The organism is Pseudomonas sp. PDM28 (assembly GCF_019219115.1).
Classification (GTDB): Bacteria; Pseudomonadota; Gammaproteobacteria; order Pseudomonadales; family Pseudomonadaceae; genus Aquipseudomonas; species Aquipseudomonas laurylsulfatiphila.
The window spans coordinates 110,958-137,237 of sequence record NZ_JAHUWG010000006.1; the positions used below are offsets into that span (position 1 = coordinate 110,958).

The 26,280-nt window shown below is 61.6% G+C and carries 21 protein-coding genes; 13 read left to right on the forward strand and 8 right to left on the reverse strand.

Annotated features, from left to right (window positions below; all coding sequences use genetic code 11):
• Window positions 1-3 precede the first annotated feature (3 nt).
• The 9 genes from murD to lpxC all read left to right on the forward strand — a co-directional run bounded on the left by murD (window position 4) and on the right by lpxC (window position 10,494).
• Window positions 4-1,350, forward strand: a complete 1,347-nt coding sequence (gene murD / locus KW841_RS15090) for a UDP-N-acetylmuramoyl-L-alanine--D-glutamate ligase (protein ID WP_218477473.1) — start codon at window positions 4-6, stop codon at window positions 1,348-1,350.
• Complete coding sequence (gene ftsW / locus KW841_RS15095) at window positions 1,347-2,564, forward strand: putative lipid II flippase FtsW (RefSeq protein WP_007972603.1); 1,218 nt, start codon at window positions 1,347-1,349, stop codon at window positions 2,562-2,564. The genes murD and ftsW overlap by 4 nt, the downstream gene beginning before the upstream one ends.
• Window positions 2,554-3,624, forward strand: a complete 1,071-nt coding sequence (murG, locus tag KW841_RS15100) for an undecaprenyldiphospho-muramoylpentapeptide beta-N-acetylglucosaminyltransferase (protein ID WP_046041926.1) — start codon at window positions 2,554-2,556, stop codon at window positions 3,622-3,624. Before ftsW ends, murG begins: the two co-directional genes overlap by 11 nt.
• Window positions 3,617-5,077, forward strand: coding sequence for a UDP-N-acetylmuramate--L-alanine ligase (gene murC / locus KW841_RS15105; RefSeq protein ID WP_057713364.1), 1,461 nt, complete (start codon window positions 3,617-3,619; stop codon window positions 5,075-5,077). The genes murG and murC overlap by 8 nt, the downstream gene beginning before the upstream one ends.
• Window positions 5,074-6,057, forward strand: a complete 984-nt coding sequence (locus KW841_RS15110) for a D-alanine--D-alanine ligase (protein ID WP_218477475.1) — start codon at window positions 5,074-5,076, stop codon at window positions 6,055-6,057. The genes murC and KW841_RS15110 overlap by 4 nt, the downstream gene beginning before the upstream one ends.
• Window positions 6,058-6,061: 4 nt before the next feature.
• Window positions 6,062-6,928, forward strand: coding sequence for a cell division protein FtsQ/DivIB (locus KW841_RS15115; protein WP_218477477.1), 867 nt, complete (start codon window positions 6,062-6,064; stop codon window positions 6,926-6,928).
• Between the two features lie 15 nt (window positions 6,929-6,943).
• The gene (gene ftsA / locus KW841_RS15120) at window positions 6,944-8,203 is read left to right on the forward strand and encodes a cell division protein FtsA (RefSeq protein WP_007972611.1); all 1,260 of its coding nucleotides are present in this window, start codon (window positions 6,944-6,946) and stop codon (window positions 8,201-8,203) included.
• A 73-nt stretch (window positions 8,204-8,276) separates the two neighbouring features.
• On the forward strand, window positions 8,277-9,470 hold the full coding sequence (gene ftsZ, locus KW841_RS15125) for a cell division protein FtsZ (protein WP_007972612.1): 1,194 nt from the start codon (window positions 8,277-8,279) through the stop codon (window positions 9,468-9,470).
• Between the two features lie 112 nt (window positions 9,471-9,582).
• Window positions 9,583-10,494 (forward strand): UDP-3-O-acyl-N-acetylglucosamine deacetylase, encoded by a 912-nt coding sequence (lpxC, locus tag KW841_RS15130; RefSeq protein WP_007939852.1) that lies wholly within the window; start codon window positions 9,583-9,585, stop codon window positions 10,492-10,494.
• A gap of 174 nt (window positions 10,495-10,668) precedes the next feature.
• Here lpxC and KW841_RS15135 read toward each other — a convergent pair whose 3' ends face one another.
• The 7 genes from KW841_RS15135 to KW841_RS15165 form a co-directional block, all read right to left on the reverse strand.
• Entirely contained in the window at window positions 10,669-12,171 is a 1,503-nt protein-coding gene (locus tag KW841_RS15135) for a sensor domain-containing diguanylate cyclase (RefSeq protein ID WP_218477480.1), read from the reverse strand.
• A gap of 247 nt (window positions 12,172-12,418) precedes the next feature.
• Complete coding sequence (locus tag KW841_RS15140; RefSeq protein ID WP_218478242.1) at window positions 12,419-12,643, reverse strand: hypothetical protein; 225 nt, start codon at window positions 12,641-12,643, stop codon at window positions 12,419-12,421.
• Between the two features lie 249 nt (window positions 12,644-12,892).
• The gene (locus KW841_RS15145; RefSeq protein WP_218477482.1) at window positions 12,893-14,257 is read right to left on the reverse strand and encodes a heavy metal sensor histidine kinase; all 1,365 of its coding nucleotides are present in this window, start codon (window positions 14,255-14,257) and stop codon (window positions 12,893-12,895) included.
• A complete protein-coding gene (locus KW841_RS15150) occupies window positions 14,247-14,924 on the reverse strand; it encodes a heavy metal response regulator transcription factor (RefSeq protein ID WP_102698516.1) in 678 nt (225 codons plus the stop codon). Before KW841_RS15150 ends, KW841_RS15145 begins: the two co-directional genes overlap by 11 nt.
• Window positions 14,925-14,933: 9 nt before the next feature.
• Window positions 14,934-18,035 carry a multidrug efflux RND transporter permease subunit gene (locus KW841_RS15155; protein WP_218477484.1) on the reverse strand — a complete coding sequence of 1,034 codons (3,102 nt, stop codon included), beginning with the start codon at window positions 18,033-18,035 and terminating at the stop codon, window positions 14,934-14,936.
• Window positions 18,032-19,192 (reverse strand): efflux RND transporter periplasmic adaptor subunit, encoded by a 1,161-nt coding sequence (locus KW841_RS15160; protein ID WP_218477486.1) that lies wholly within the window; start codon window positions 19,190-19,192, stop codon window positions 18,032-18,034. Before KW841_RS15160 ends, KW841_RS15155 begins: the two co-directional genes overlap by 4 nt.
• A 274-nt stretch (window positions 19,193-19,466) precedes the next feature.
• Complete coding sequence (locus KW841_RS15165) at window positions 19,467-20,435, reverse strand: LysR family transcriptional regulator (RefSeq protein ID WP_007972623.1); 969 nt, start codon at window positions 20,433-20,435, stop codon at window positions 19,467-19,469.
• Between the two features lie 290 nt (window positions 20,436-20,725).
• Here KW841_RS15165 and KW841_RS15170 point away from each other — a divergent pair, with 290 nt between their 5' ends.
• From KW841_RS15170 to KW841_RS15185, 4 genes are all read left to right on the forward strand, one after another.
• Window positions 20,726-22,225 (forward strand): efflux transporter outer membrane subunit, encoded by a 1,500-nt coding sequence (locus tag KW841_RS15170; RefSeq protein WP_218477488.1) that lies wholly within the window; start codon window positions 20,726-20,728, stop codon window positions 22,223-22,225.
• Between the two features lie 140 nt (window positions 22,226-22,365).
• Complete coding sequence (locus tag KW841_RS15175; protein WP_218477489.1) at window positions 22,366-24,558, forward strand: FUSC family protein; 2,193 nt, start codon at window positions 22,366-22,368, stop codon at window positions 24,556-24,558.
• A complete protein-coding gene (locus KW841_RS15180) occupies window positions 24,548-24,748 on the forward strand; it encodes a DUF1656 domain-containing protein (protein ID WP_015096751.1) in 201 nt (66 codons plus the stop codon). Before KW841_RS15175 ends, KW841_RS15180 begins: the two co-directional genes overlap by 11 nt.
• A gap of 24 nt (window positions 24,749-24,772) precedes the next feature.
• A complete protein-coding gene (locus KW841_RS15185) occupies window positions 24,773-25,636 on the forward strand; it encodes an HlyD family secretion protein (protein WP_218477491.1) in 864 nt (287 codons plus the stop codon).
• Window positions 25,637-25,831: 195 nt separating this feature from the next.
• On the opposite strand, the gene KW841_RS15190 is transcribed toward KW841_RS15185, so the two are convergent.
• Window positions 25,832-26,221, reverse strand: a complete 390-nt coding sequence (locus tag KW841_RS15190) for a DUF4440 domain-containing protein (protein WP_218477492.1) — start codon at window positions 26,219-26,221, stop codon at window positions 25,832-25,834.
• Window positions 26,222-26,280: the final 59 nt, after the last annotated feature.

Here is a 26,280-nt window from a genome sequence, read left to right on the forward strand (position 1 = left end):
CTCGTGTCTCTGATCGCTTCTGACCACTTCCGCATCGTTGTCGGCCTCGGCAAGAGCGGCATGTCCCTGGTTCGCTTCCTGGCGAACCGGGGCGTGGCGTTTGCCGTGGCCGATACGCGGGAAAATCCACCGGAACTGGCCACGCTCAAGCGTGACTATCCGCACGTGGAAGTGCGTTGTGGCGAGCTGGACGTCGAATTCCTGTGCCGCGCCGACGAGCTCTATGTGAGCCCCGGCCTGGCACTGGCGACCCCGGCCCTGCAGGCCGCCGCCGCACGTGGCGTGAAATTGTCCGGTGACATCGAGCTGTTCGCGCGTAACGCGAAGGCGCCGATCGTGGCCATCAGCGGTTCCAACGCGAAAAGCACCGTCACCACCCTGGTCGGCGAAATGGCGACGGCGGCGGGCAAGCGTGTGGCCGTCGGCGGCAACCTCGGTACCCCGGCGCTGGATCTGCTGCGCGACGACGTCGAGCTGTACGTGATGGAGTTGTCGAGTTTCCAGCTGGAAACCACCGATCAACTCAACGCCGAAGTGGCGACCGTGCTCAACGTCAGCGAAGACCACATGGACCGTTACAGCGGTCTGCCGGCCTATCACCTGGCCAAACACCGGATCTTCCGTGGTGCCCGGCAGTTCGTGGTCAATCGCCAGGATGCCCTGAGCCGTCCGTTGATGGGCGAGGGCCAGCCGTGCTGGACCTTCGGCCTGAGCAAACCGGATTTCAAAGCCTTCGGCATCCGTGAAGAAGACGGCGAGAAATACCTGGCCTTCGAATTCCAGAACCTGATGCCGGTGCGCGAATTGAAGATTCGTGGTGCCCACAACCAGTCCAACGCCCTGGCGGCCCTGGCCCTGGGCCATGCGGTCGGCTTGCCGTTCGATGCCATGCTGTCGAGCCTGCGCACCTTCGCCGGTCTCGAGCATCGCTGCCAATGGGTCCGCGACCTCGACGGCGTGGGCTACTACAACGATTCCAAGGCCACCAACGTCGGTGCCGCGCTGGCCGCCATCGAAGGCCTGGGCGCGGACATCGACGGCAAGGTCGTGCTGATCGCCGGCGGTGACGGCAAGGGTGCCGAGTTCAAGGACCTGCGCGATCCGGTGGCGGCCAACTGCCGCGCCGTGGTGCTGATGGGCCGCGACTCCGACAAGATCGGCGAGGCCATTGGCGACGCCGTTCCGCTGATCCGCGTCGCTTCCCTGGTCGAAGCCGTCGAACAATGCCGCGCCGCCGCCCAGCCGGGCGACGTGGTGCTGCTGTCGCCTGCCTGCGCCAGCTTCGACATGTTCAAGAACTACGAAGACCGTGGTCACCAGTTCGTCCAAGCCGTGGAGGATCTGGCATGAGCCTGAAAGGCATCATCAAGCCCTATCCGTCGCCGCTCATCACCGGGCGCGGTATCGACCTCGACTTCCCGATGCTCGCCGGTTGCCTGACGCTGCTCGGCCTGGGGCTGATCATGATTGCCTCGGCATCGACCGAAGTGGCGGCCGTGCAGTCGGGCAGCGCCCTGTATTACATGATCCGCCACCTTATTTACGTGGTGCTGGGCCTGGGTGCCTGCATTGTTACCATGATGATCCCGATTGCCACCTGGCAACGCCTGGGCTGGCTGATGCTGCTGGGGGCGTTCGGCTTGTTGGTGATGGTGATCATTCCAGGGATCGGCCGCGAGGTTAACGGCTCGATGCGCTGGATCGGCTTCAGTTTCTTTAACGTCCAGCCTTCCGAGATCGCCAAGGTGTTCGTGGTGATCTACCTCGCCGGTTATCTGGTGCGTCGCCAGAAGGAAGTGCGTGAAAGCTGGATGGGCTTCTTCAAACCGTTCATCGTACTGCTGCCGATGGCGGGCCTGCTGCTGATGGAGCCGGACTTCGGTGCCACCGTCGTGATGATGGGGGCCGCGGCGGCAATGCTGTTCCTTGGCGGCGTCGGGCTGTTCCGCTTTTCCCTGATGGTGGTCCTGGCCGTCGGCGCGGTGGTGCTGTTGATTCAAATGCAGCCATATCGAATGGCGCGTCTGACCAACTTCGCGGATCCGTGGGCCGACCAGTTCGGTGCCGGTTATCAGTTGTCCCAGGCATTGATCGCTTTCGGTCGCGGCGAATGGCTGGGCGTTGGCCTGGGCAACAGCGTGCAGAAACAGTTCTACCTGCCGGAAGCCCACACTGACTTCGTGTTCTCGGTCCTGGCCGAAGAGCTGGGGGCGGTGGGTTCGTTGTGCACCGTGGCACTGTTCGTCTTCGTGTGTATTCGCGGTATGTACATCGGATTGTGGGCCGAGAAGGCCAAGCAGTTCTTCGCCGCCTATGTTGCCTACGGTCTGTCGTTCCTGTGGATCGGCCAGTTCCTGATCAACATCGGCGTGAACGTCGGCCTGCTGCCGACCAAGGGCCTGACCCTGCCGTTCCTCAGTTACGGCGGCAGTTCGTTGGTGATCTGCTGCGCCTGTCTCGGCTTGTTGCTGCGCATCGAGTGGGAGAGTCGTACCCACCTGGGCAGCGAGGAGATGGAGTTCCATGAGAGCGACTTCGCCGAGGAGCCGCATCATGGGCGCTAACGTGATGATCATGGCTGGCGGCACCGGGGGCCACGTGTTCCCGGCGCTGGCCTGTGCCCGCGAATTCCAGGCGCGCGGCTATACCGTGCACTGGCTTGGCACCCCGCGTGGCATCGAGAACGATCTGGTGCCGGCAGCCGGCATCGAACTGCATCGGATCAACGCCAGCGGTCTGCGGGGCAAGGGCAAACTGTCGTTGCTCAAGGCACCGTTCATGTTGTTCAAGTCGGTCTGGCAGGCACGCGCGATCATTCGCCGTCTGCAACCGGTCTGCGTCGTGGGCTTTGGTGGCTTTGTGACCGGCCCTGGTGGTGTCGCAGCCAAACTGGCCGGCGTGCCGGTGATCGTTCATGAACAGAACGCGGTGGCCGGTACCGCCAATCGGTTGCTGGTGCCGTTGGCCGCCCGAGTCTGTGAAGCGTTCCCCGACACCTTTACCCTGTCGGACAGCCGCCGGACCACCGGTAACCCGGTGCGCACCGAGCTGTTCCTCGAGACATCGCGACCTGCCCTGGCCGGTCGCAAGGCGCGTTTGCTGATCCTGGGCGGAAGCCTGGGCGCAGAGCCGTTGAACAAGTTGCTGCCTGAAGCCCTGTCGCAAGTCGCTGCCGACTTGCGCCCGGAAGTGTTCCATCAGGCCGGCAAAAACCACGATGAAGTGACTGCAGAGCGCTATCGCGCGGCTGGCGTCGAGGCGCAGGTGCAGCCCTTCATCAAAGACATGGCCCAAGCCTACAGCTGGGCCGACCTGGTGGTCTGTCGCGCAGGCGCGCTGACCATCAGTGAACTGGCCGCCGCCGGTCTGCCCTCGATGCTGGTGCCTTTGCCCCATGCCATCGACGATCACCAGACCCGCAACGCCGAATATTTGGCCCGTGAAGGCGCAGCCTTCCTGATGCCACAAAGAACGACTGGCGCAGCGGATCTTGCCGCTCGCCTGACAGAGGTCCTGATGCAACCACAACGACTCAACGAAATGGCTACCGCGGCACGCCGCCTCGCCAAACCCGATGCCACCCGTAACGTCGTCGATAGCTGCCTGGAGGTGGCCCATGGTTGAGAGTCAGAAAGCCATGCCTCAACCGGAAATGCGCCGTATCCGTCGCATCCACTTCGTCGGTATCGGCGGTGTGGGCATGTGCGGGATCGCCGAAGTGTTGCTGAACCTGGGGTATGCCGTATCCGGTTCCGACCTGAAGGCTTCGCCGGTAACCGAACGCCTGGAGTCCTTCGGCGCGCAGATCTTCATCGGCCACCGCGCCGAGAACGCTGCCGCCGCTGACGTACTGGTGGTGTCGAGTGCCGTGAACACCTCCAACCCGGAAGTCGCCACCGCCCTGGAACGCCGTATTCCGGTGGTGCCGCGTGCCGAGATGCTGGCTGAGCTGATGCGTTATCGCCACGGCATCGCCGTTGCCGGTACCCACGGCAAAACCACCACCACCAGCCTGATCGCCTCGGTGTTCGCGGCCGGTGGCCTGGACCCGACGTTCGTGATCGGTGGCCGCCTGAATGCCGCGGGCACCAATGCCCAGCTTGGCACCAGCCGCTACCTGATCGCCGAGGCCGACGAAAGCGACGCCAGCTTCCTGCACTTGCAGCCGCTGGTGGCCGTGGTCACCAATATCGACGCCGATCACATGGCGACCTACGACGGTGACTTCAACAAGCTGAAGAAAACCTTCGTCGAGTTCCTGCACAACCTGCCGTTCTACGGTCTGGCGGTGGTGTGTCTGGACGATCCGGTGGTGCGTGAAATCCTCCCGCAGGTCAAGCGTCCGACCGTGACCTACGGCTTCGGCGAAGACTGCGACGTGCGCGCCATCAACGTGCGCCAGCAAGGCATGCAGACTTTCTTCACCGTGCTGCGCCCTGACCGCGAGCCGCTGGATGTGTCGGTGAACATGCCGGGCAACCACAACGTATTGAACTCGCTGGCAACCATCTGCATCGCCACCGACGAAGGCGTCAGCGATGAAGCCATCGTCCAGGGCCTGTCCGGCTTCCAGGGTGTCGGCCGACGCTTCCAGGTCTATGGCGAACTGCCGGTGGACGGCGGCAATGTGATGCTGGTCGACGACTACGGTCACCACCCGACCGAAGTCGCGGCCGTGATCAAGGCCGTACGTGGTGGCTGGCCGGAGCGCCGCCTGGTGATGGTCTACCAGCCGCACCGCTACAGCCGCACCCGTGACCTGTACGACGATTTCGTCAATGTACTGGCTGACGCCAACGTGCTGCTGCTGATGGAAGTCTATCCGGCCGGCGAAGAGCCGATTCCGGGAGCCGACAGCCGCAAACTGTGCAACAGCATCCGTCAGCGTGGCCAGCTCGACCCGATCTACATCGAGCGTGGTGTCGACCTCGCGCCAGTGGTCAAGCCGCTGCTGCGTGCCGGCGACATCCTGCTGTGCCAGGGCGCCGGTGATATCGGCGGTCTTGCACCGAAACTGTTGAAAAGCGAGTTGTTCGCCGGTGCCGTTGCCGCACCGGAGAAGGGGAAGTTGAAATGACTGCTGCCTACGCCAACCTGTTCTCCACGATCGCGCCGAAAGACTTCGGCCGCGTCGCCGTGCTGTTCGGCGGCAAGAGTGCCGAGCGCGAGGTGTCCCTGAAGTCGGGCAACGCGGTTCTCGACGCGTTGCTAAGCGCCGGTGTCGACGCGTTCGGTCTCGACGTGGGCGATGACCTGCTGCAGCGTCTGCAGAGCGAAAAGATCGACCGCGCCTTCATCATCCTTCACGGTCGTGGCGGTGAGGACGGCAGCATGCAGGGCCTGCTCGAATGCCTGGGCATTCCGTACACCGGCAGCGGCATCCTGGCGTCGGCCCTGGCGATGGACAAACTGCGCACCAAGCAGGTCTGGCACAGCCTGGGCATTCCGACGCCACGTCACGCAGTCCTTTGCAGCGAGGCCGATTGTATTTCGGCAGCGACGGAACTGGGCTTCCCTTTGATCGTCAAACCGGCCCATGAAGGTTCAAGTATCGGTATGGCCAAAGTGAGTTCCGCGTCCGAATTGATCGACGCATGGAGAGCGGCCAGTACCTACGATTCGCAAGTGTTGGTCGAGCAATGGATTCACGGTCCGGAGTTCACCATCGCCACCCTGCGTGACCAGGTGTTGCCTCCGATTGCCCTGGGCACGACGCACAGCTTCTACGACTACGACGCCAAGTACATCGCCAACGATACCCAGTACCGCATTCCGTGCGGTCTGGACAGCGTCAAGGAACAGGAACTCATGGAACTCACGGCGAAAGCCTGTGAAGCGCTGGGTATCGCCGGTTGGGGCAGGGCAGACGTGATGCAGGACGCCGAAGGGCAGTTCTGGTTCCTGGAAGTCAACACCGCACCGGGCATGACCGATCACAGCCTGGTGCCGATGGCGGCCCGTGCCGCCGGTCTGGATTTCCAGCAACTGGTCCTGGCCATTCTGGCCGAGAGCGTTGCCGGCAATGCTGCCGGTCACCAAGAGTCGACGAGAGGTTAAGGCCATGCAAGGCGCTCAGCTCAGACATCAGCCTCCCGCACCCGGCCGCAAGCCGGTGCCGCGGGGTGCCAGCCGAATGGTGGCCAAAGAGCCGATGTCCGCGCGCCTGCCGAAAGCCAACTTCGGTTTTCTCAAAGCGTTGTTCTGGCCGGTGCTGCTGGTGGCCTTGGGGTTCGGTACTTACGAAGGCGCGACACGCTTGTTGCCGTATGCCGACCGGCCGATCACCAAAATCAACGTGCAGGGCGACCTGAGTTACATCAGCCAGCAAGCGGTGCAGCAGCGGATCGCCCCTTACGTGGCGTCGAGCTTCTTCACCATCGACCTGGAGAGCATGCGCACCGAGCTTGAAACGATGCCATGGATTGCCCACGCCGAAGTGCGCAGGGTGTGGCCGGATCAAGTGGTGATCCGCCTGGAAGAACAACTGCCGGTGGCCCGTTGGGGTGACGAATCGCTGTTGAACAACCAGGGCCAGGCCTTCACCCCGCGCGAGCTGGCGAACTACGAACACTTGCCTCAACTGTTCGGCCCTCAGCGGGCCCAGCAGCAGGTGATGCAGCAGTACCAGGTGTTGAGTCAGATGCTCCGGCCTCTGGGCTTCTCGATTGCGCGCCTGGAGTTGCGTGAACGCGGCAGCTGGTTCCTGACCACCGGACCCGGCAGTGCCGGCCCGGGGATCGAACTGCTGCTCGGACGCGGCAACCAGGTGGAAAAGATGCGCCGCTTCATCGCCATCTATGACAAGACGCTCAAAGAACAGATTACGAACATTGCGCGCATCGATCTGCGCTACGCCAACGGCCTCGCTGTTGGCTGGCGGGAACCTGTAGCGCCCACGGCAGCCCAACCCGCTGTCGCGAAGAATTAAGAAGAGGCAGGACCCATGGCAAACGTGCAAAGCGGCAAAATGATCGTCGGTCTCGATATCGGCACCTCCAAGGTGGTGGCGCTGGTAGGCGAGGTCGCGGACGACGGCACGCTGGAAATCGTCGGGATCGGTACCCATCCGTCCCGTGGCCTGAAAAAAGGCGTGGTGGTGAATATCGAATCCACCGTGCAATCGATCCAGCGCGCCATCGAAGAAGCGCAGTTGATGGCCGGTTGCCGCATTCACTCGGCATTCGTCGGCGTGGCCGGCAATCACATCCGCAGCCTGAACTCCCACGGCATCGTGGCGATTCGTGATCGCGAAGTCAGCTCGGCCGACCTCGAGCGCGTGCTCGACGCTGCCCAGGCCGTGGCGATCCCGGCTGACCAGCGCGTGCTGCACACCTTGCCGCAAGACTACGTGATCGATAACCAGGAAGGCGTCCGCGAGCCGCTGGGCATGTCCGGCGTGCGTCTGGAAGCCAAGGTCCACGTGGTCACCTGCGCCGTCAATGCCGCACAGAACATTGAAAAATGCGTGCGTCGCTGCGGCCTGGAAATCGACGACATCATTCTCGAGCAACTGGCTTCCGCGTATTCGGTACTGACCGACGACGAGAAAGAGCTGGGCGTGTGCCTGGTGGACATCGGTGGCGGTACCACCGACATCGCGATCTTCACCGAGGGTGCGATCCGTCACACCGCGGTCATCCCGATTGCCGGCGACCAGGTGACCAACGATATCGCCATGGCGTTGCGCACTCCGACCCAGTACGCCGAAGAAATCAAGATTCGCTACGCCTGCGCCCTGGCCAAACTGGCCGGTGCCGGTGAAACCATCAAGGTGCCAAGCGTTGGCGACCGTCCGCCACGCGAACTGTCCCGCCAGGCCCTGGCCGAAGTGGTCGAGCCGCGCTACGACGAACTGTTCACGCTGATCCAGGCCGAACTGCGCCGCAGCGGCTACGAAGACCTGATCCCGGCCGGCATCGTGCTGACCGGCGGTACCGCGAAGATGGAAGGTGCCACCGAACTGGCCGAGGAAATCTTCCACATGCCGGTGCGCCTGGGCGTGCCGCATGGCGTGAAAGGTCTGGATGACGTGGTCCGCAACCCGATCTATTCCACCGGCGTCGGCCTGTTGATGTACGGCCTGCAGAAGCAGTCCGACGGCATCTCGTTCTCGGGCATCGGCAGCCGCGACAGCTACAGCAACGAAGAGCCACAGGCTCCGCTGCTGGACCGCCTGAAGAAGTGGGTCCAGGGCAATTTCTGAAGATTTACCGCAACACCGTTACACCGAAGCACGCAGTAGGCGAAAAAACTAGAGAATGTAAAGGAGAGGGAAAATGTTCGAACTCGTAGACAACATCCCCGCAAGCCCGGTAATCAAAGTTATCGGTGTCGGCGGTGGCGGCGGCAACGCTGTCAACCACATGGTCAAGAGCAACATCGAAGGCGTCGAGTTCATCTGCGCCAACACCGATGCTCAAGCGCTGAAAAACATCGGCGCGCGTACCATCCTGCAACTGGGCACCGGTGTGACCAAGGGCCTGGGCGCTGGCGCCAACCCTGAAGTCGGCCGTCAAGCCGCTCTGGAAGACCGTGAGCGCATTGCCGAAGTCCTGCAGGGCACCAACATGGTGTTCATCACCACTGGCATGGGCGGCGGTACCGGTACCGGTGCTGCGCCGATCATCGCCGAAGTGGCCAAGGAAATGGGCATCCTCACCGTTGCGGTGGTGACCCGTCCGTTCCCGTTCGAAGGCCGCAAGCGTATGCAGATCGCCGACGAAGGCATCCGCATGCTCTCCGAAAGCGTCGACTCGTTGATCACCATTCCCAACGAGAAGCTGCTGACCATACTCGGTAAAGACGCCAGCCTGCTGTCGGCTTTCGCCAAGGCTGACGATGTATTGGCCGGTGCCGTTCGCGGTATCTCCGACATCATCAAGCGTCCGGGCATGATCAACGTCGACTTCGCCGACGTGCGTACCGTGATGAGCGAAATGGGCATGGCGATGATGGGCACTGGCTGCGCCAGCGGTCCGAACCGTGCGCGCGAGGCCACCGAAGCGGCCATTCGCAACCCGCTGCTGGAAGACGTGAACCTGCAAGGCGCTCGCGGCATCCTGGTAAACATCACCGCCGGTCCGGATCTGTCCCTGGGCGAATACTCCGACGTGGGTAGCATCATCGAGGCGTTTGCTTCGGAACACGCGATGGTCAAGGTCGGTACCGTTATCGATCCGGACATGCGCGACGAGCTGCACGTGACTGTCGTTGCAACCGGTCTGGGCGCTAAAATCGAGAAGCCTGTGAAGGTCATCGACAATACCGTTCACACTTCGATGGCTGCACAGCCACAACAACAGGCCCCTGTTCGTCAGGAAGCTCCAGCGGTGAACTACCGTGACCTGGACCGTCCGACCGTCATGCGCAACCAGGCCCAGGCCGGAGCTGCGACTGCCGCGAAGATGAATCCGCAAGATGACCTGGACTACCTGGACATCCCGGCTTTCCTGCGTCGTCAGGCCGATTGATGAAATGTATCAGGGCTATGAAGGTGATTGGTGTTCAGCAAAGGCGTGGTCTGCTATCATCGCCAGCCTTTGTTGATACCAGTTCGCAATTTGCGCTGAAGCGGCCCATGCCATGATTAAACAACGCACCCTGAAGAATATTATCCGTGCCACAGGTGTCGGCCTGCACTCCGGGGAGAAGGTCTATCTGACCCTCAAGCCAGCGCCTGTCGACACTGGCATTGTGTTTTGTCGCGCCGACCTCGATCCCGTGGTGCAGATTCCTGCCCGCGCGGAAAACGTCGGTGAAACCACTATGTCGACCACGCTCGTTAATGGTGACGTCAAAGTGGACACGGTAGAGCACTTGCTCTCGGCCATGGCAGGCCTGGGCATCGATAACGCCTACGTCGAGCTCTCCGCGTCCGAAGTCCCGATCATGGATGGTAGCGCCGGACCTTTCGTATTCCTGATTCAATCGGCTGGCCTGGAAGAACAGGACGCCGCCAAGAAGTTCATCCGCATCCTGCGTGAAGTGACAGTGGAAGATGGCGACAAGCGCGCTACTTTCGTCCCTTTCGAAGGGTTCAAAGTGAGCTTCGAGATCGATTTCGATCACCCGGTTTTCCGTGACCGCACCCAAAGTGCAAGCGTGGATTTTTCCAGCACTTCGTTCGTAAAAGAAGTCAGCCGCGCCCGTACCTTTGGTTTCATGAGTGACATCGAGTACCTGCGCAAGCACAACCTCGCACTCGGCGGCAGTGTTGAAAACGCTATTGTGGTCGACGCCGATGGCGTACTGAACGAAGACGGTCTTCGTTATGAAGACGAATTCGTGAAGCACAAGATTCTCGATGCAATTGGTGACCTCTACCTGCTGGGCAATAGCCTGATTGGTGAGTTCAAGGGCTTCAAGTCCGGTCACGCACTGAACAACCAGCTGCTGCGCAAGTTGATTGAGCAGACAGATGCCTGGGAAGTCGTGACGTTCGAAGACGCCAGCACTGCACCGATCTCTTACATGCGCCCGGTTGCGGCCGTGTAAGCAAAAAACCTCTCTAGTTTTTTAAAGGCTACCTTCGGGTGGCCTTTTTTTATGTCCGAAGTTTGTAGTGCCTGGGCTGGCCTCATCGCGAGCAAGCTCGCTCCCACAGTTGATTGCATTCCCCCTGTGGGAGCGAGCTTGCTCGCGATGGCATCCTCCCATCCAATGAAAATCCTATTCGGCACAAACCACCCGGTTACGCCCCCTCTCCTTGGCCTGATACAGCGCCTTGTCCGCGCTGAACAGCAACTGTTCCAAAGTGATTTCGCTGGCCGCCGTCCAGGTGGCAATACCGATGCTCACGCTCATCGGTTGCTCACCGGCCTCGACCAGTGGCAGTTTTTGCACCGCCTCACGAATATGTTCGGCAATCTGCCGTGCACCATCACTGCCTGTTTCGGCCAGGATCACCGAAAACTCCTCGCCCCCGTAGCGCGCCACCAAATCTGTGGGGCGATGGACATTGGCACTGATGACCTCGGCCAATGCCCGTAACGCTTCGTCGCCGGCCTGATGCCCGTGCCGGTCATTGAAGGCCTTGAAGTGATCAGCATCGATCATCAGCAACGACAACGGCTTGCCACTGCGCTGCGCGCGAAACCATTCATGGCGCAGGGTCTGATCAAGGGATCGGCGGTTGGCCACGCCGGTCAAGGCATCGGTGGCCGCCAGTTGCGACAATTCCTGCTCGGCACTCTGGCGCAGGCGCAACTCGCGGCAGAGCAGCCAGGTCAACCACAGCAAACCGATGCACAAAACCCCGGTAGCACCGCTGATCACATAGGCCGTACGGTTCCAGGTGGCGAACACCTCATCCACAGAAAGCGCCACGATGACAGTCAGCGGCAGGTTGCCGACCCGGGTAAAGGTGTACAAGCGCCGTTGATGGTCGACGCTCGACACGCTTTCGAAGGTGCCATTGCGCTCCTGCAGCATGCGTACGACGTTGGGGCGGCTGGAGAAGCTTTTGCCGATGGAGTTCGGTTCCCGGTACGGCTTCTGCGCCAGGAGGATCCCGTCATTGTCGATGATGCCCAGCGTGCTGCCGGTGCCGATGTCGAGGCTGTTGAACAACTGGTCGAAGTAGCTCATGCGCATCGAGGCGACCGCGACCCCCAGAAACTCCCCTGTGGGCGAGGAAATGCGCCGGCTGAAACTGATACGCCATTGGTCGCTGTCATCGCAGTCGCAGCGCGGCTTGAACGGTCGGCTGATAAACATGCCGGTGTCACGATTGAAGACATGGGCCAGGAAATAATCGCGGTCAGCGAAGTTACCCGGTTTCGGTTCGATCAACGATGAGTCGGCCAGCACGTCGCCGTGCTTGTCCAGCAGCAGGATGTCGCCCTTGTAGCGCGCGGTGGTAGAGCGGTCGAACAGCGCCAGATGACGAATCTGCGGCGAAACCTGTTTCAGGTCGTCCCGTTGGGCGGCGGCGATCAGGCCCTGCAAGGTCAGGTCATAGAGCTCGACCGTACGCAGGACATCGGCATCGATCAGTTGCGCAATGGTGGTCGCGCTGCGTGTGGCGCTCTGCTGGGCGTTGGCGTGTTCGCGGATCAGCAGAAAAGTGACGATGCACAGGATCGAGATGACCGTCAGGGTGCTGCCGAAGATCACCATGATCTCGGGTCGCCCGGACGGGCCTTGAAAATGTGGGGTGCGGCTTGCGGTCATAGGGCTGACGTCTGCTAAAGGGACGCTGTAAGCGTAGTTGTATTAACGTAGCAGCCGGGTGAATCGTGCCTGTTGCTCTAACGATTGATCAATGATGTGGGCGTCAGCGTTTGTCGTTGCGAAAATTGCAATGAAAGTTGACTCGCCGCGATAAAAAAAGCCGCTGAAAGCAGCGGCTTTGTAGACAACTTTTCAAAGGGAAGAGCCGAGGAAAAGTGTCGAGGGAAACGGCAGTGAACGGTGCAGATCAGCTGTCCTTTTCGACCTGTGGCAGGGGCTGGGTGGTCGAGGCTTGCGGGGCTCGGGCGTCTTGCGCAGCCTTGGCCGTCATCTCGATCTGATGCTCTTCGAACGCTGCAGCGCGTGCGGCGTTATGTGCGACGAAAGTCTGCGATTCTTCCGCCATCGCTAATGGCGACAGGAACAAAGAGGACAAAACGAAAGCGCTGGCAATACCCATACTGTTGGACATCTTTAAAACCTTCTTGCTTGGCAAGTGCTGTTTGGTGCGGGCAAAGATAAGGATATGGGGCGAGGGGAAAAAGAGCGGATTCATGAAAGGACTGTTGCTGTTATGGCAACAGTTGGTTGGTCGCACACTTGTGTTCAACCCGGAACCAATGTGGGAGCGAGCTTGCTCGCGATAGCATCACCTCGGTTCAGAAGTTGCACCGAGTCGCTTGCATCGCGAGCAAGCTCGCTCCCACAAAGGAAGAGGGGGTCAGACAGGAAGATGAATCCCGAACGTATTCATCCCATGGTCACTGCACACGAACACATCGCCGCCATGCATCAACGCAATCGCCTTGACGATGGCCAGCCCAAGGCCATGGTTGTGGCCGCTGTTGCTGCGCGAGGCATCTACCCGGTAGAAACGCTCGAACAGTCGTGGCAGGTGTTCACGGGCAATCGGTGAGCCGGGGTTGGCGACGCCGATGCTGACCTGATGTTCTGCGACCTCAATGTGCACTTCAATCACCTGACCGGGCGCGGTGTGCTGCACCGCGTTGTTCAGCAGATTGATCAACGCCCGGCGCAGATGGGCGATCTCGATGCTCACTTGCGCGTCACCACTGACCTCTACCTGGACCTGGGCGTCCTCGAGAATGAAGTCCAGGTATTCCAGGGTCGTGGCCACCTCATCGGCCAGCGACGTGGACGTCAGTCTGGTTGCCTTGCTGCCCTGATCGGCACTGGCCAGGAACAGCATGTCGTTGATGATCGAACGCAGCCGCTCAAGCTCTTCGAGATTCGATTGCAGCACTTCGAAGTAATGCTCGGCGGAGCGTCCGCGGGTCAAGGCGACCTGGGTCTGGCCGATCAGGTTGGTCAATGGCGAGCGCAGTTCGTGGGCGACGTCGGCATTGAACGATTCAAGGCGTGAGTAAGCCTGCTCGACCCGTTCCAGGGTCGAGTTGAACGAGCTGACGAACTGATCGAGTTCCGGCGGCAACGGTGACAATCGCAAGCGCCCTGAGCGCAACGGGGGAGCCAGGCGCCGGGCTTCCTGGGACAGTTTGATCAGCGGCTTGAGGCCGATCCGCGCCACCCAGTAACCCAGTGCCGAAGCCAGCAGCACGCCGACAATCGCCAGGCTGATCAGCGCGATCAGCAATTGATGCTGGGTATGGAAAAACGTCTCGGTGTCGATGGCGATCATGAAGCGCAACGGTGGGCGCTGGTCCTTGGCCGGGAATTCGCTGACCAGCACTTTCAGTGGATAGGGGTGATCTGGCAGGTGCATGTCGCGCATGCCCAGTGACCCTTGGGCAAAGGTGCGGATCTGCGGGGTCAGGTTGCCGTATTCGTAATGCGGATCGCCGCTGATGATCCAGAAGCTGATGCGCTTGTCTTCTTCGCTCAGCAGGTTGAGCTTGTTGTTGATCTTCACCCAATGCTCAGGCGTGCCGTAACGGCCGACCGTGGATTCGAGCACGCTGTAGCGCGCATCCAGCTCGGCTTCGGGCAACAGGCCCAGGCCTTTGTCGACCTGCTGGTACAACGCCCCGCCGATCAACAGGAACACCAGCAGCGCCACCAGCGTGAACATCCCGCTCAGGCGCAAGGCGATGCTGTTACTGGACACCACGGCTCTCCAGCACATAACCCATGCCGCGAATGGTGTGCAGCAGTTTCTCTTCGAAGGGGCCGTCGAGCTTGGCCCGCAGGCGTTTGATCGCGACTTCGACGACGTTGGCGTCGCTGTCGAAATTGATGTCCCAGACCATCTCGGCAATGGCGGTTTTCGAGAGGATTTCACCTTGGCGGCGCGCCAATACGCTGAGCAGCGAGAACTCCTTGGCGGTCAGGTCCAGCCGTGCGCCACCCCGGGTCGCCTTGCGGCTGATCAAATCTATCCACAGGTCGGCGATGCTCACTTGCACCGGTTCATGACCACCGCTGCGCCGTGTCAGCGCTTGCAGGCGTGCCACCAGCTCAAGGAAGGAAAACGGTTTGCCCAGGTAATCATCGGCGCCGTCACGCAAGCCCCTGATGCGATCTTCCACACGTTCGCGGGCGGTGAGCATGATCACCGGGGTCTGCTTGCGCGCACGCAAGGCGCGCAACACGCCGAAGCCGTCGAGGCCCGGCAACATCACGTCGAGGACGATCACCGCGTAGTCGCTTTCCAGCGCCAGATGCAGGCCTTCGACCCCATCCCGCGCCAGGTCCACGGTGTAACCCTGTTCCGTCAGGCCGCGGTGCAGATAGTCCGCGGTTTTTTCTTCGTCTTCGATAATCAGGACGCGCATGACCCCGCCTCAGTCTGTCGTCGCCAGCGTCGGTACTGGCGAGGGTTTTGGCCGATGGAGCAGCCGCTCCAGCCACAAGTATATGACCGGCGTGGTGAACAGCGTCAGCGCCTGGCTCACCAGCAAGCCGCCGACTACCGCGATCCCCAAGGGTTGGCGCAACTCGGCACCGGTGCCGTAGCCGAGCATCAGCGGCAGGGCGCCGAGCAGGGCGGCGAGGGTGGTCATGATGATCGGCCGGAACCGCGTGATGCAGGCCTTGAAGATCGCTTCTTCAGGCGACAGTCCGCCATTGCGCTGCGCTTCGAGGGCGAAGTCGATCATCAGGATGCCGTTTTTCTTGACGATACCGATCAACAGCACCAGGCCGATCAAGGCCATGATCGAAAAGTCCTGACCGCAGATCCACAACATGATCACTGCGCCGAGGCCCGCCGAAGGCAAGGTCGAAATGATCGTCAGCGGATGCACGAAGCTCTCGTAGAGCACGCCGAGAATGATGTACACCGCCAACAGCGCCGCCAGGATCAGCCACGGCTGGCTGGCCAGTGAACTCTGGAACGCCTGGGCCGCGCCCTGGAAGTTACCGCTGATGGCGGTTGGCATGCCGATGTCGGCCTTGGCCTGGTCGAGCATGATCACCGCATCGCCCAACGCCACGCCCGGCGCCAGGTTGAACGACAGGTTGGCGGCCGGGAACATGCCGTCATGGGCGATGGACAGTGGGCCGATGGTGGGCGCATCGAACCTGGCCAGGGCCGACAGCGGTACCATTTCCCCGCTCAGGGGCGAGCGCAGGTAGAAATAGTTGAGGCTTTCGGCCTTGCCGCGTTGCTGGGTGTCCAGCTCCAGGATCACGTTGTACTGGTTGACCTGGGTCTGGAATTCATTGATCTGGCGCTGGCCGAAGGCATCGTACAGGGCTTCGTCGACGTCGCTGGCGGTCAGGCCGAAACGCGCCGCGGCGCTGCGATCGATGCTGATGTGGGTGATGCTGCCGCCCAGTTGCAAATCGTTGGAAATATCGCGAAACGCCGGGTTGGCGCGCAGTTTTTCCGTCAGGCGCTGGGTCCAGGTGCTCAGGGTCGGGCCATCGTTGCTCTTGAGCACATATTGATACTGGGCGCGGCTCGGGCCGGAACTGAGGTTGATGTCCTGGCCGGCGCGCAGGTACAGGACGATGCCCGGTACTTTCATCAGTTGCGGACGAATCCGGTCGATGAACTGACTGGCCGAGACATCGCGGTCGCTGCGTTTTTTCAGGGTGATCCAGAAACGGCCGTTGGCGATGGTCTGGTTGCTGCCGGAGACACCGACCGAGTGCGAGAACGTTTCCACGGCAGGGTCGGCGGCAACGATTTCCGCCATGGCGAGGTGTTTTTTCACCATGTCGCCGTAGGAAATGTCAGCAGCGGCTTCGGTGGTGCCGAGGACGAAGCCGGTGTCCTGGATCGGGAAGAAGCCTTTAGGAATGAAGATGTATCCGGCGACGGCCAGACCCAGTGACAGAGCGAACACGCCGATCATCGTTTTCTGATGGGCGAGGGCGCGGCGCAGGCCTTTTTCGTACCAGGCCAACAGACGCTCACCAAAGCCCGGTTTGTCGTGGGCATGATGCACCGGCGCGCGCATGAACAGCGCGGCCAGGGTTGGCGCCAGGGTCAGCGACACCACCACCGAAATCAAGATGGTCGAGGTAGCGGTCAGGGCGAATTCCTTGAACAGTCGCCCGACCACGCCCCCCATGAACAGCAATGGAATGAACGCTGCCACCAGCGAAAAGCTGATCGACACCACGGTGAAACCAATCTCGCCCGCGCCCTTGATCGCCGCTTCGCGCATGCTGTCGCCGGCCTCCAGGTGCCGGTGAATGTTTTCCACCACCACGATCGCATCGTCGACCACAAAGCCCACGGCCACCACGATCGCCACCAGCGTCAGGTTGTTCAGACTGAAGCCCATGACGTACATCAGCGCAAAACTGGCGACCAGCGAAACCCCCAGCACCGCCGACACAATCAGGGTCGCCGACAACTGGCGCAGGAACAGCGCCATTACCGCCACCACCAGCATGATCGCGATCAGCAGGGTGATTTCCACTTCATGCAGGGACGCGCGAATGGTCTGGGTCCGGTCGATCAGCACCTTGACCTGCACCGAGGCGGGGAGCATTGCTTCCAGCGCCGGCAAGGCGGCCTGGATGCGGTCCACGGTTTCGACGATGTTGGCCCCCGGTTGACGGAAAATCACCAGGTTCACCCCCGGTTGCGAACCCGCCCAAGCCTGGACGTAGGCATCTTCCGAACCGTTGACGACTTTGGCGACATCGCGCAGATGAACCGGCGCGCCGTCCTTGTAGGAAACAATCAGCTGGCTGTAGTCCTCCGGGTGGAACAACTGGTCGTTGGTGGACAGGGTCGAGATGCTCGACTCCCCGTACAGCGCACCCTTGGCCAGGTTGAGGCTGGTCTGCTGGATCGCCAGGCGGATGTCGGCGAGGGTCAGGCCGATGGCGGCAAGTTTGTCCGCCGAAACCTGGACGCGAATCGCCGGACGCTGCTGGCCGGTGATGGCGACCTGGCCTACACCGTCGACCTGACTGAGCTGACGGGACAACAGGGTTTCCGTCAGGTCGCTGAGTTCCGGGCCGGGCATCAGCGAGGAGTTGACGCTGAGGATCAGCACCGGGCTGTCGGCCGGGTTGACCTTGCGCCAGGTCGGCAGGTTCGGCATGTCCTTGGGCAGCTTGCCCGCGGCCGTATTGATCGCCGCCTGTACTTCCTGGGCGGCGGTGTCGATGCTCTTGTCGAGGGTGAATTGCAGGGTCAGGATGGTCGAGCCCAGTGCACTGCTCGAGGTCATCTGGGTCACGCCGGGAATGGCACTGAATTGCACTTCAAGGGGCGTGGCCACCGAGGACGCCATGGTTTCCGGGCTGGCGCCGGGTAATTGTGCGGCCACCTGGATGGTCGGGAATTCTGCCTCCGGCAACGGCGCTACCGGCAGGCGCGGAAACGCGATGACGCCCAGCAGCACCAGGGCGAACGTCAACAGGATCGTGGCCACCGGGTGGTCGATGCACCACGCGGATACCGAACCGTGCCCCTTCATTGTGCGGCCTCCGATTGCACCACTTGCGGCGGCTCGGTCATCACCTGCACCGTCGACCCCGGCTTGAGCCGCGACTGACCATCGCTGACCAGTACATCACCCGGTTTCACGCCCTTGATGATGTCCTGGCCGCTGCCTTGATAGACCATTTGCACCTGGACGGCTTCGACCTTGTCGCCATTGACCCGGTACACGAAGTGTTGGTCCAGACCGCGTTGTACGACTGTCGGCGGCACCACCAGCGCATCTTTATCCAGGGCTGTCTGAATCTTTACCGTTACCAACAGCCCAGGCCACAGCTTCTGCCCTGGATTGTCGAACTCGGCCTTGGCGCGGATGGTGCCAGTGTTGGCATTGATCTGGTTGTCGATCAGGGTCAGGTGACCTTCGCCGAGCAGGTTGCCGGTTTCGCCGTCGGTGTCAGCTCCGATGTAGGCCTTGACCCGGGCGTGCTGTGGGTCGTTGATCAGGCCCTGCAAGGTCGGCAGCATTTGCTGCGGCAAAGAGAACTCCACGGCGATCGGGTCGATCTGGGTCACGGTGAACAGGCCTTGGGTGTCGGTCATGCGCAGGAAGTTGCCTTCATCCACGGTGCGAATGCCGACGCGACCGGTCACTGGGGAGCGAATCTGTGTGTAGGAAAGTTGTACCTGAGCTGCGTCGATTGAAGCCTGATTGCCTTGGGCGGTGGCTTTGAGTTGGTTCACCAGCGCCTGTTGCTGGTCGTAGGTCTGCTTGGAAACGCCGTCGTCAACGCTCAGCAGTTTGTAGCGTTTAAGGTTGACCAGCGCCACTTGCAGCTGCGCCTGGCTTTCGCCCAACTGTGCCCGGGCCTGGTCGAGGCTGGCGCGGATCGAGCGGTCGTCGATGGTGGCCAGCAGGTCGTCTTTTTTCACCAGTTGGCCTTCCTTGACCATGATTTTGGTGAGGATGCCGTCGATTTGCGGGCGGACCACGACGCTGTGCAGGGACAGCACCGAACCGATGCCGCTGACGTAGCGTGGCACGTCTTTTTCGGCGACGGCGACCACGCGCACCGGGATGGCGGTGGGGGGGGCGAGTTTTGTCTTGACCGGTTGGGTGGCGTACCACAGGCCCAGCGCTGCCAGGACGATCAGAAGGGCGACGAGCAGGGCGGGTTTTTTCTGGGTTCGCATGCGAGTGGGGCGCCGGGGCTGGGTTTTTGGTCGAAGGGCAGTTTCCTTTATAAACCTGTTTGGCGGTCAGGAGGGTGACGGCTAACTGACGGCACTGTCAGTTTGGGGGGCTTGGCGGCCTGACAGCCGACCAATCTCTTGCAGATGTACTCGATTCCTGTGGGAGCGAGCCTGCTCGCGAAAGCGGTGTATCTACTCACAGTGATGTTGAAGGTGAGAACGCTATCGCGAGCAAGCTCGCTCCCACAAAGGATCAATCTGTGAACTGAGATTTTCAGTTCGCCACCCGGACCCCACCCAGACTCCCGCTCAATTCATAAGCCGCCAATTCCGCCTGATGCGCCGCCAGCAATTCCGGCAGCGATCCACGCAAATACTCGACCCAGGTCTTGATCTTCGCATCCAGGTACTGGCGCGAAGGGTAGATCGCATACAGGTTCAGTTCCTGCGAGCGGTATTTGGGCATCACCCTCACCAGCGTGCCGTTGCGCAGGCCTTCAATGGCGGCGTACAGCGGCAGGACGCCAACGCCCATGCCGCTGATGATCGCGGATTTCATCGCATCGGCGGAGTTAACCAGAAACGGTGAGCTGTTGATGGTGACCATTTCCTGGCCGTCAGGACCGTCAAAGGCCCATTTTTCCAGCGGGATCACCGGGCTGACCAGGCGCAGGCAGGCGTGGTTGAGCAGGTCGCTGGGTTTTTGTGCGCAGCCGTTGGCTTTGACGTAGGCCGGCGAGGCGCAAACGATGCTGTAGGTGATGCCCAGGCGCTGGGAGACGAAACCCGAGTCCGGCAGTTCGCGGGCGAGGACGATGGACACGTCGTAACCCTCGTCGAGCAGGTCCGGCACGCGGTTGGCCATGGTCAGGTCGAAGGTTACGTCCGGGTGGGTCTTGCGGTAGCGGGCGATGGCGTCGATCACGAAGTGCTGGCCGATGCCGGTCATGGTGTGCACTTTCAGTTGCCCGGCCGGGCGGGCGTGGGCGTCGCTGGCCTCGGCTTCGGCTTCTTCGACGTAGGCCAGGATCTGCTCGCAGCGCAACAGGTAACGCTTGCCGGCTTCGGTCAGGGCGATGCGGCGGGTCGTTCGGTTGAGCAGGCGGGTTTGCAGGTGGGCTTCCAGGTTGGAGACCGCGCGCGAGACGTTTGCCGTGGTGGTGTCCAGTTGCACGGCGGCGGCGGTGAAGCTGCCGGCTTCGGCCACGTAACTGAAGGCGCGCATGTTTTGCAAAGTGTCCATGGGGTGCTCTCTCGTCGAATGACAAATTGTGACACGAAGTTTCTGTTTATTTACAGGCGACTAAAGATCGACTTGCGGATTATCTCGTTAACGGTAACAAAGATTCACAAGAAACCCAGCTTATCGCCATTCAGGCCGCCCCATAGAATTGCGCCCACCTCTGTAGGAGCTGCCGAAGGCTGCGATCTTTTGATCTTGCTTGTAAAAGATCGCAGCCTTCGGCAGCTCCTACAGGGGACCGTGTTTACGGTCCAGACATGTGATCTCCCTCACCTCAGGAATTTTCAGCAGTGCCGCGTCGCATCAGCAGAGCGCTTCAGCCGCTCAGTGTTTTGGCTTTAACCCTGGCAATCAGCGGCTGCATCGGAACCGGAGGTATTGCCCCGCAGGGCGAGGCGCTGGAGGCCAATTCACTGGCCACCGACGAAGCAATCCAGAGCGCCGCGCAAGATGCGCACTGGCCTACCGCGCAATGGTGGCAAGCCTATGGCGACCCGCAACTGAACCGCTGGATCGACCTCGCCCTGCAAGGCAGCCCGACCCTGGCCATGGCCGCCGCCCGGGTGCGTCAGGCCAAGTCCATGGCTGGTGTGGCCGAAGCAGCCGAGTCACTGCAGATCAATGGCGAGTCCACCCTCAAGCGCCACAACTGGCCTACCGACCAGTTCTATGGCCCCGGCGAGCTGGCCAACAGCACCACCTGGGACAACAACGCCGCGTTGGGTTTCAGTTATGCCCTCGACCTCTGGGGCCGTGAAAGCAATGCCACCGAGCGCGCCGTGGACATGGCGCACATGACCGTCGCCGAAGCGCGACAGGCCCAGCTCGAGTTGCAGGACAACATCGTGCGCGTCTACATCGAACTCTCGCTGCATTACGCGCAACGGGACATCGTTGATGCAACCTTGAAGCAGCAACAGCAGATCCTTGAGCTGGCGCAGAAGCGTTTGAGGGGCGGCATCGGCACCCATTTCGAAGTCAGCCAGGCCGAGACGCCGCTGCCGGAAACTCATCGCCAGCTCGATGCCCTCGACGAAGAAATCGCCTTGAGCCGAAACCAGCTCGCCGCCCTCGCCGGCAAGGGGCCGGGTGAAGGCGCGCAGCTGCAGCGGCCAACGCTGTCGCTGGGAGCGCCACTTAAACTGCCGTCGTCGCTGCCGGCGCAATTGCTCGGCCAGCGCCCGGACGTGGTCGCCAGTCGCTGGCAAGTGGCGGCGCAAGCGCGGGGCATCGATGTCGCCCATGCCGGGTTTTATCCCAACGTCGATCTGGTCGGCAGCCTCGGCTATATGGCCACCGGCGGCGGGGCCCTGGAGTTCCTGACCGGCAAGAAGCTCAACTACAGCGTGGGGCCGGCGATTTCGTTGCCGATTTTCGATGGCGGGCGTTTGCGTGCCGAGTTGGGCGAAGCCTCGGCCGGGTATGACATCGCCGTGGCCAAGTACAACCAGACCCTGGTCAATGCCCTGAAGAACATCTCCGACCAGTTGATCCGCCGCGAGTCCATGGACAAGCAGCAGGCGTTCGCCGCCGAGTCGGTGGCCACCGCGCAGAAGACCTACGACATCGCGATGATCGCCTACCAGCGTGGCCTGACCGACTACCTCAACGTGCTCAACGCCCAGACCCTGCTGTTCAAGCAGCAGCAAGTGCAGCAACAGGTTCAGGCGGCGCGTTTGAGTGCCCATGCGCAATTGGTGACGGCGTTGGGCGGTGGTCTCGGTGCCGGCAACGACGTACCGAACGACAGCCAGACCCAGGCGCCGAAAACCCCGAGCCTTTTGCGTTGAACACAAAACCTGTGGGAGCGGGCTTGCTCGCGAAGGCGGTGTGTCTGATGACACTTTTGTTGCCTGATACTCCCTCTTCGCGAGCAAGCCCGCTCCCACAGGTTCCGAGTTTTGGCTGATTTTTCACTGAGCAGGATTTGATGACTCCCTTGCCCGCACCCTTGCGCTGGCTGTACTCCCTTGAATGGCGCCGGGGCTTCTTCGACTGGGCACGCAGCGACGGCGTGACCTGGGTCTACATCTTCAAGGTGCTGTTCGCGGCATTCCTGACGCTTTGGCTGGCCATGCGCCTGGAACTGCCGCAACCGCGCACGGCGATGATCACCGTGTTCATCGTCATGCAGCCGCAGAGCGGCCAGGTGTTCGCCAAAAGTTTCTATCGTTTTCTCGGCACCCTGGCCGGGTCGGCGGTGATGGTTGCGCTGATCGCCCTGTTTGCGCAGAACACTGAGCTGTTCCTCGGTTCGCTGGCGATCTGGGTCGGTATCTGCACGGCCGGTGCGGCGCGCTGCCGCAACTTTCGCGCCTATGGATTTGTCCTCGCCGGGTACACCGCCGCGATGGTCGGTCTACCCGCGCTGGCCCACCCGGATGGCGCGTTCATGGCGGCAGTCTGGCGGGTGCTGGAAATCTCGTTGGGCATTCTCTGTTCGACCCTGGTCAGTGCGGCGATCCTGCCGCAATCGGCCAGCGCGGCGATGCGCAATGCCTTGTACCAGCGCTTTGGCGTGTTCGCCCTGTTCGTCACCGACGGCTTGCGCGGTCGCAGTCAGCGCGAGGCGTTCGAGGCCGGCAACGTGCGTTTCATCGCCGAAGCCGTAGGCCTGGAAGGCTTGCGCAGCGTCACTGTTTTCGAAGACCCGCACATGCGTCGACGCAATGGCCGGCTCAGTCGCCTGAACAGCGAATTCATGGGCATTACCACGCGCTTCAACGCCTTGCACCAGTTGCTCGAACGCCTGCGCAGCAGCGCGGCGGACCAGGTGGTGGAGGCGATCAAACCCGGCTTGCAGGACCTCGCCGAGCTGCTCGACGGCTTCAGCGGTCGTGCCCTGACCAGCGCCGATGCAGCGCGTCTGGTCACGGTGCTGAGCGCCTACAAGGAAGGGTTGCCGGCGCGGGTGCGCTGTCTGCGGGCGACGTTCCAGCAGAGCAATCCGAGCGAGGCCGGGCAACTGGATTTCCACACCGCCTACGAACTGCTCTATCGCTTTGTCGACGACTTGCACAGTTATGCACAGACCCACGCGTCGCTGGCCGATCACAGTCACGAACGAGAGAGTTGGGACGAGCCGTTCACCCCGCAAACCAACTGGATGGCAGCGGCAGCATCGGGGATACGCGCGGCGTTCATTCTGGTGGTATTGGGCAGCTACTGGGTGGCAACCGCCTGGCCGAGCGGCGCGACCATGACCCTGATTGCCGCCGCGACCGTGGGCCTGTCCGCCGCTACTCCGAACCCCAAGCGCATGGCCTTTCAGATGGCGTGCGGGACATTGCTCGGGGCATTGATCGGCTTCGTCGAGATGTTTTTCATTTTCCCGTGGATCGATGGATTTCCGTTGCTGTGCGTGATGCTCGCGCCAGTGATCGTACTCGGCTCGTTCCTGACCTCGCGGCCGCAATACGTCGGCGTCGGCCTGGGCTTGCTGATCTTCTTCAGCACAGGTTCAGTGCCGGACAACTTCACGGTCTACAACCCCTACACCTTCATCAATGACTACATCGCCATGGTGCTGGGCATGCTGGTGTGCGCAGCGGCCGGGGCGATCATTCTGCCGCCCAACAGCCGCTGGTTGTGGCGTCGCCTGGAGCAGGACCTGCGTGGTCAGGTGGTGTACGCCATCAGCGGCAAGCTCAAGGGCCTGGCGTCGAGTTTCGAGAGCCGCACCCGCGACCTGGTGCATCAGGCCTACGGCTTCGCGGCAGGCCAACCGCAGGTGCAGCGGGACTTGCTGCGCTGGATGTTCGTGGTGCTGGAAGTCGGCCACGCGATCATCGAGTTGCGCAAGGAGCAGGCGATTCTGCCGGTGCATCCGGCCTATGCCGAATCCCAGCCGTGGCGCCAGGCGATCCGGGTGATGGGGCGTGCGCTGGTGCGGCTGTTTTTGCAACCGAACAACAGCAACCTCGAACGCGCGCTGGTCGCTGTCGATCACGCGATCAGCCGGGTGCAGTCCACCGACGAACCCTTCGCTCCGCACTTCGATACCTCGGCGTTGCGCCGGGTGAAGAGCTACCTGCACTTCATCCGCACCTCGCTGCTCGATCCGCAATCACCGCTCGCGGCCTTCACAAGCAGCCAGCCAAAAGGACTAGAACATGCCTCGTGAAATCGCCTTCCACGGCGTGTACATGCCGACCATGACCCTGATGTTTTTCATCGCGGCGGCCCTGGCCTGGGCGCTGGACCGCTTCCTGTCCGGGTTCGACCTGTACCGTTTTTTCTGGCACCCGGCGTTGCTGCGCCTGAGTCTGTTTACCTGTCTGTTCGGTGCCATGGCGCTGACTGTCTACCGTTGACTCTCTATCACTGAGAATGCCCTGATGAAAAAGTTTTTCAGCCTGCTCGCGACCTTGCTGGTGCTGGCCCTCGCGCTGTGGGTCGGCCGCACCCTGTGGGAGCACTACATGAACACGCCGTGGACCCGCGACGGCCGCGTGCGCGCCGACATCATCAACGTCGCCGCCGACGTCACCGGCGAAGTGATGGACGTGCCGGTGCGTGACAACCAGCTGGTGAAAAAAGGCGATTTGCTGATGCAGATCGACCCCGAGCACTACCGCCTGGCGGTCAAGCAAGCGCAGGGTCTGGTGGCATCGCGCAAGGCGACCTGGGAGATGCGCAAGGTCAACGCCCATCGTCGCGCCGACATGGACAACCTGGTGATCTCCAAGGAAAACCGCGACGACGCCAGTAACCTCGCCGACTCGGCCCTGGCCGATTACCAGCAGGCCCAGGCGCAACTGGAAGCCGCCGAACTCAACCTCAAGCGCACTGAAGTGCGCGCTGCGGTAGACGGCTACGTGACCAACCTCAACGTGCATCGCGGCGACTACGCGCGCATCGGCGAGGCGAAAATGGCCGTGGTCGACATGAACTCGTTCTGGGTCTACGGCTTCTTCGAAGAAACCAAGCTGCCCCGCGTGCGCGTCGGTGATAAGGCCGACATGCAGCTGATGAGCGGCGAAGTGCTCAAGGGCCATGTGGAAAGCATCTCGCGCGGCATCTACGACCGCGACAACCCGGAGAGCCGCGAGCTGATCGCCGACGTCAACCCGACCTTCAACTGGGTACGCCTGGCGCAACGGGTACCGGTACGCATTCACATCGATGAAGTGCCGGAGGGTGTGGTGTTGGCGGCGGGGATTACCTGTACGGTGGTGGTGAAGCAAGAGGGTGGGGCATAGCCGGTAGACCGAGTCGCCTGCTTCGCGAGCAAGTCGGATCGCCGCACCTCCGCTCCCACATCTTGGAATGCAATCCCCTGTAGGAGCGAGCCTGCTCGCGATGAACCAGAGCACGCCGCGTGTATTCAGAATGCACGCGTTATCGTTGACGTCCATCGCGAGCAGGCTCGCTCCTACAGTTGATCGTCGTCGTGTTCAGCAGAAGGTCTCTTGCAAATGCCGCCAAAGAATCCTGTCATCTAACTTCTCGAACACAACCGTGGAACGACGATCCGAGTGCAGCCCGGTCGCATCGGTCTGTTGCTCGCGGTAACTCACGGTGGCGCCGCCGTCGTACAACGCAATGCCACGCAACTCGCTGAGCTCGATGCGGAACCCGAGTTTCTTGCCGCCCGCCAGCGTGAACAGTTCATTCAGCGCGTCAAAGTCCAGCACCCGACCGAGCGGCGAGACCATGGAGAACTGCGGCGAAAAGCGCGTCAGCAATTTTTCGAGATCGGACGCGTCGCGTTCCTCGGCCAGCCATTGTTCAATGGCCACGTGGGCCTGGATCACTTCGTTGAAGTATTCGGTGTAGTCGGTCATGTTGCTTCCTGAAATTCTGTGGTGTCTGTTCTGACGCCTTCGCGGGCTTGCCCGCGAAG

Bases quoted from the DNA above. Each gene is read 5' to 3' on its own strand.
- ftsW (WP_007972603.1), top strand. From the start codon at position 1,347: ATGAGCCTGAAAGGCATCATCAAGCCCTATCCGTCGCCGCTCATCACC.
- murG (WP_046041926.1), top strand. From the start codon at position 2,554: ATGGGCGCTAACGTGATGATCATGGCTGGCGGCACCGGGGGCCACGTG.
- murC (WP_057713364.1), top strand. From the start codon at position 3,617: ATGGTTGAGAGTCAGAAAGCCATGCCTCAACCGGAAATGCGCCGTATC.
- KW841_RS15110 (WP_218477475.1), top strand. From the start codon at position 5,074: ATGACTGCTGCCTACGCCAACCTGTTCTCCACGATCGCGCCGAAAGAC.
- KW841_RS15115 (WP_218477477.1), top strand. From the start codon at position 6,062: ATGCAAGGCGCTCAGCTCAGACATCAGCCTCCCGCACCCGGCCGCAAG.
- ftsA (WP_007972611.1), top strand. From the start codon at position 6,944: ATGGCAAACGTGCAAAGCGGCAAAATGATCGTCGGTCTCGATATCGGC.
- ftsZ (WP_007972612.1), top strand. From the start codon at position 8,277: ATGTTCGAACTCGTAGACAACATCCCCGCAAGCCCGGTAATCAAAGTT.
- lpxC (WP_007939852.1), top strand. From the start codon at position 9,583: ATGATTAAACAACGCACCCTGAAGAATATTATCCGTGCCACAGGTGTC.
- KW841_RS15135 (WP_218477480.1), bottom strand. From the start codon at position 12,171: ATGACCGCAAGCCGCACCCCACATTTTCAAGGCCCGTCCGGGCGACCC.
- KW841_RS15140 (WP_218478242.1), bottom strand. From the start codon at position 12,643: ATGTCCAACAGTATGGGTATTGCCAGCGCTTTCGTTTTGTCCTCTTTG.
- KW841_RS15150 (WP_102698516.1), bottom strand. From the start codon at position 14,924: ATGCGCGTCCTGATTATCGAAGACGAAGAAAAAACCGCGGACTATCTG.
- KW841_RS15155 (WP_218477484.1), bottom strand. From the start codon at position 18,035: ATGAAGGGGCACGGTTCGGTATCCGCGTGGTGCATCGACCACCCGGTG.
- KW841_RS15160 (WP_218477486.1), bottom strand. From the start codon at position 19,192: ATGCGAACCCAGAAAAAACCCGCCCTGCTCGTCGCCCTTCTGATCGTC.
- KW841_RS15165 (WP_007972623.1), bottom strand. From the start codon at position 20,435: ATGGACACTTTGCAAAACATGCGCGCCTTCAGTTACGTGGCCGAAGCC.
- KW841_RS15175 (WP_218477489.1), top strand. From the start codon at position 22,366: ATGACTCCCTTGCCCGCACCCTTGCGCTGGCTGTACTCCCTTGAATGG.
- KW841_RS15180 (WP_015096751.1), top strand. From the start codon at position 24,548: ATGCCTCGTGAAATCGCCTTCCACGGCGTGTACATGCCGACCATGACC.
- KW841_RS15185 (WP_218477491.1), top strand. From the start codon at position 24,773: ATGAAAAAGTTTTTCAGCCTGCTCGCGACCTTGCTGGTGCTGGCCCTC.
- KW841_RS15190 (WP_218477492.1), bottom strand. From the start codon at position 26,221: ATGACCGACTACACCGAATACTTCAACGAAGTGATCCAGGCCCACGTG.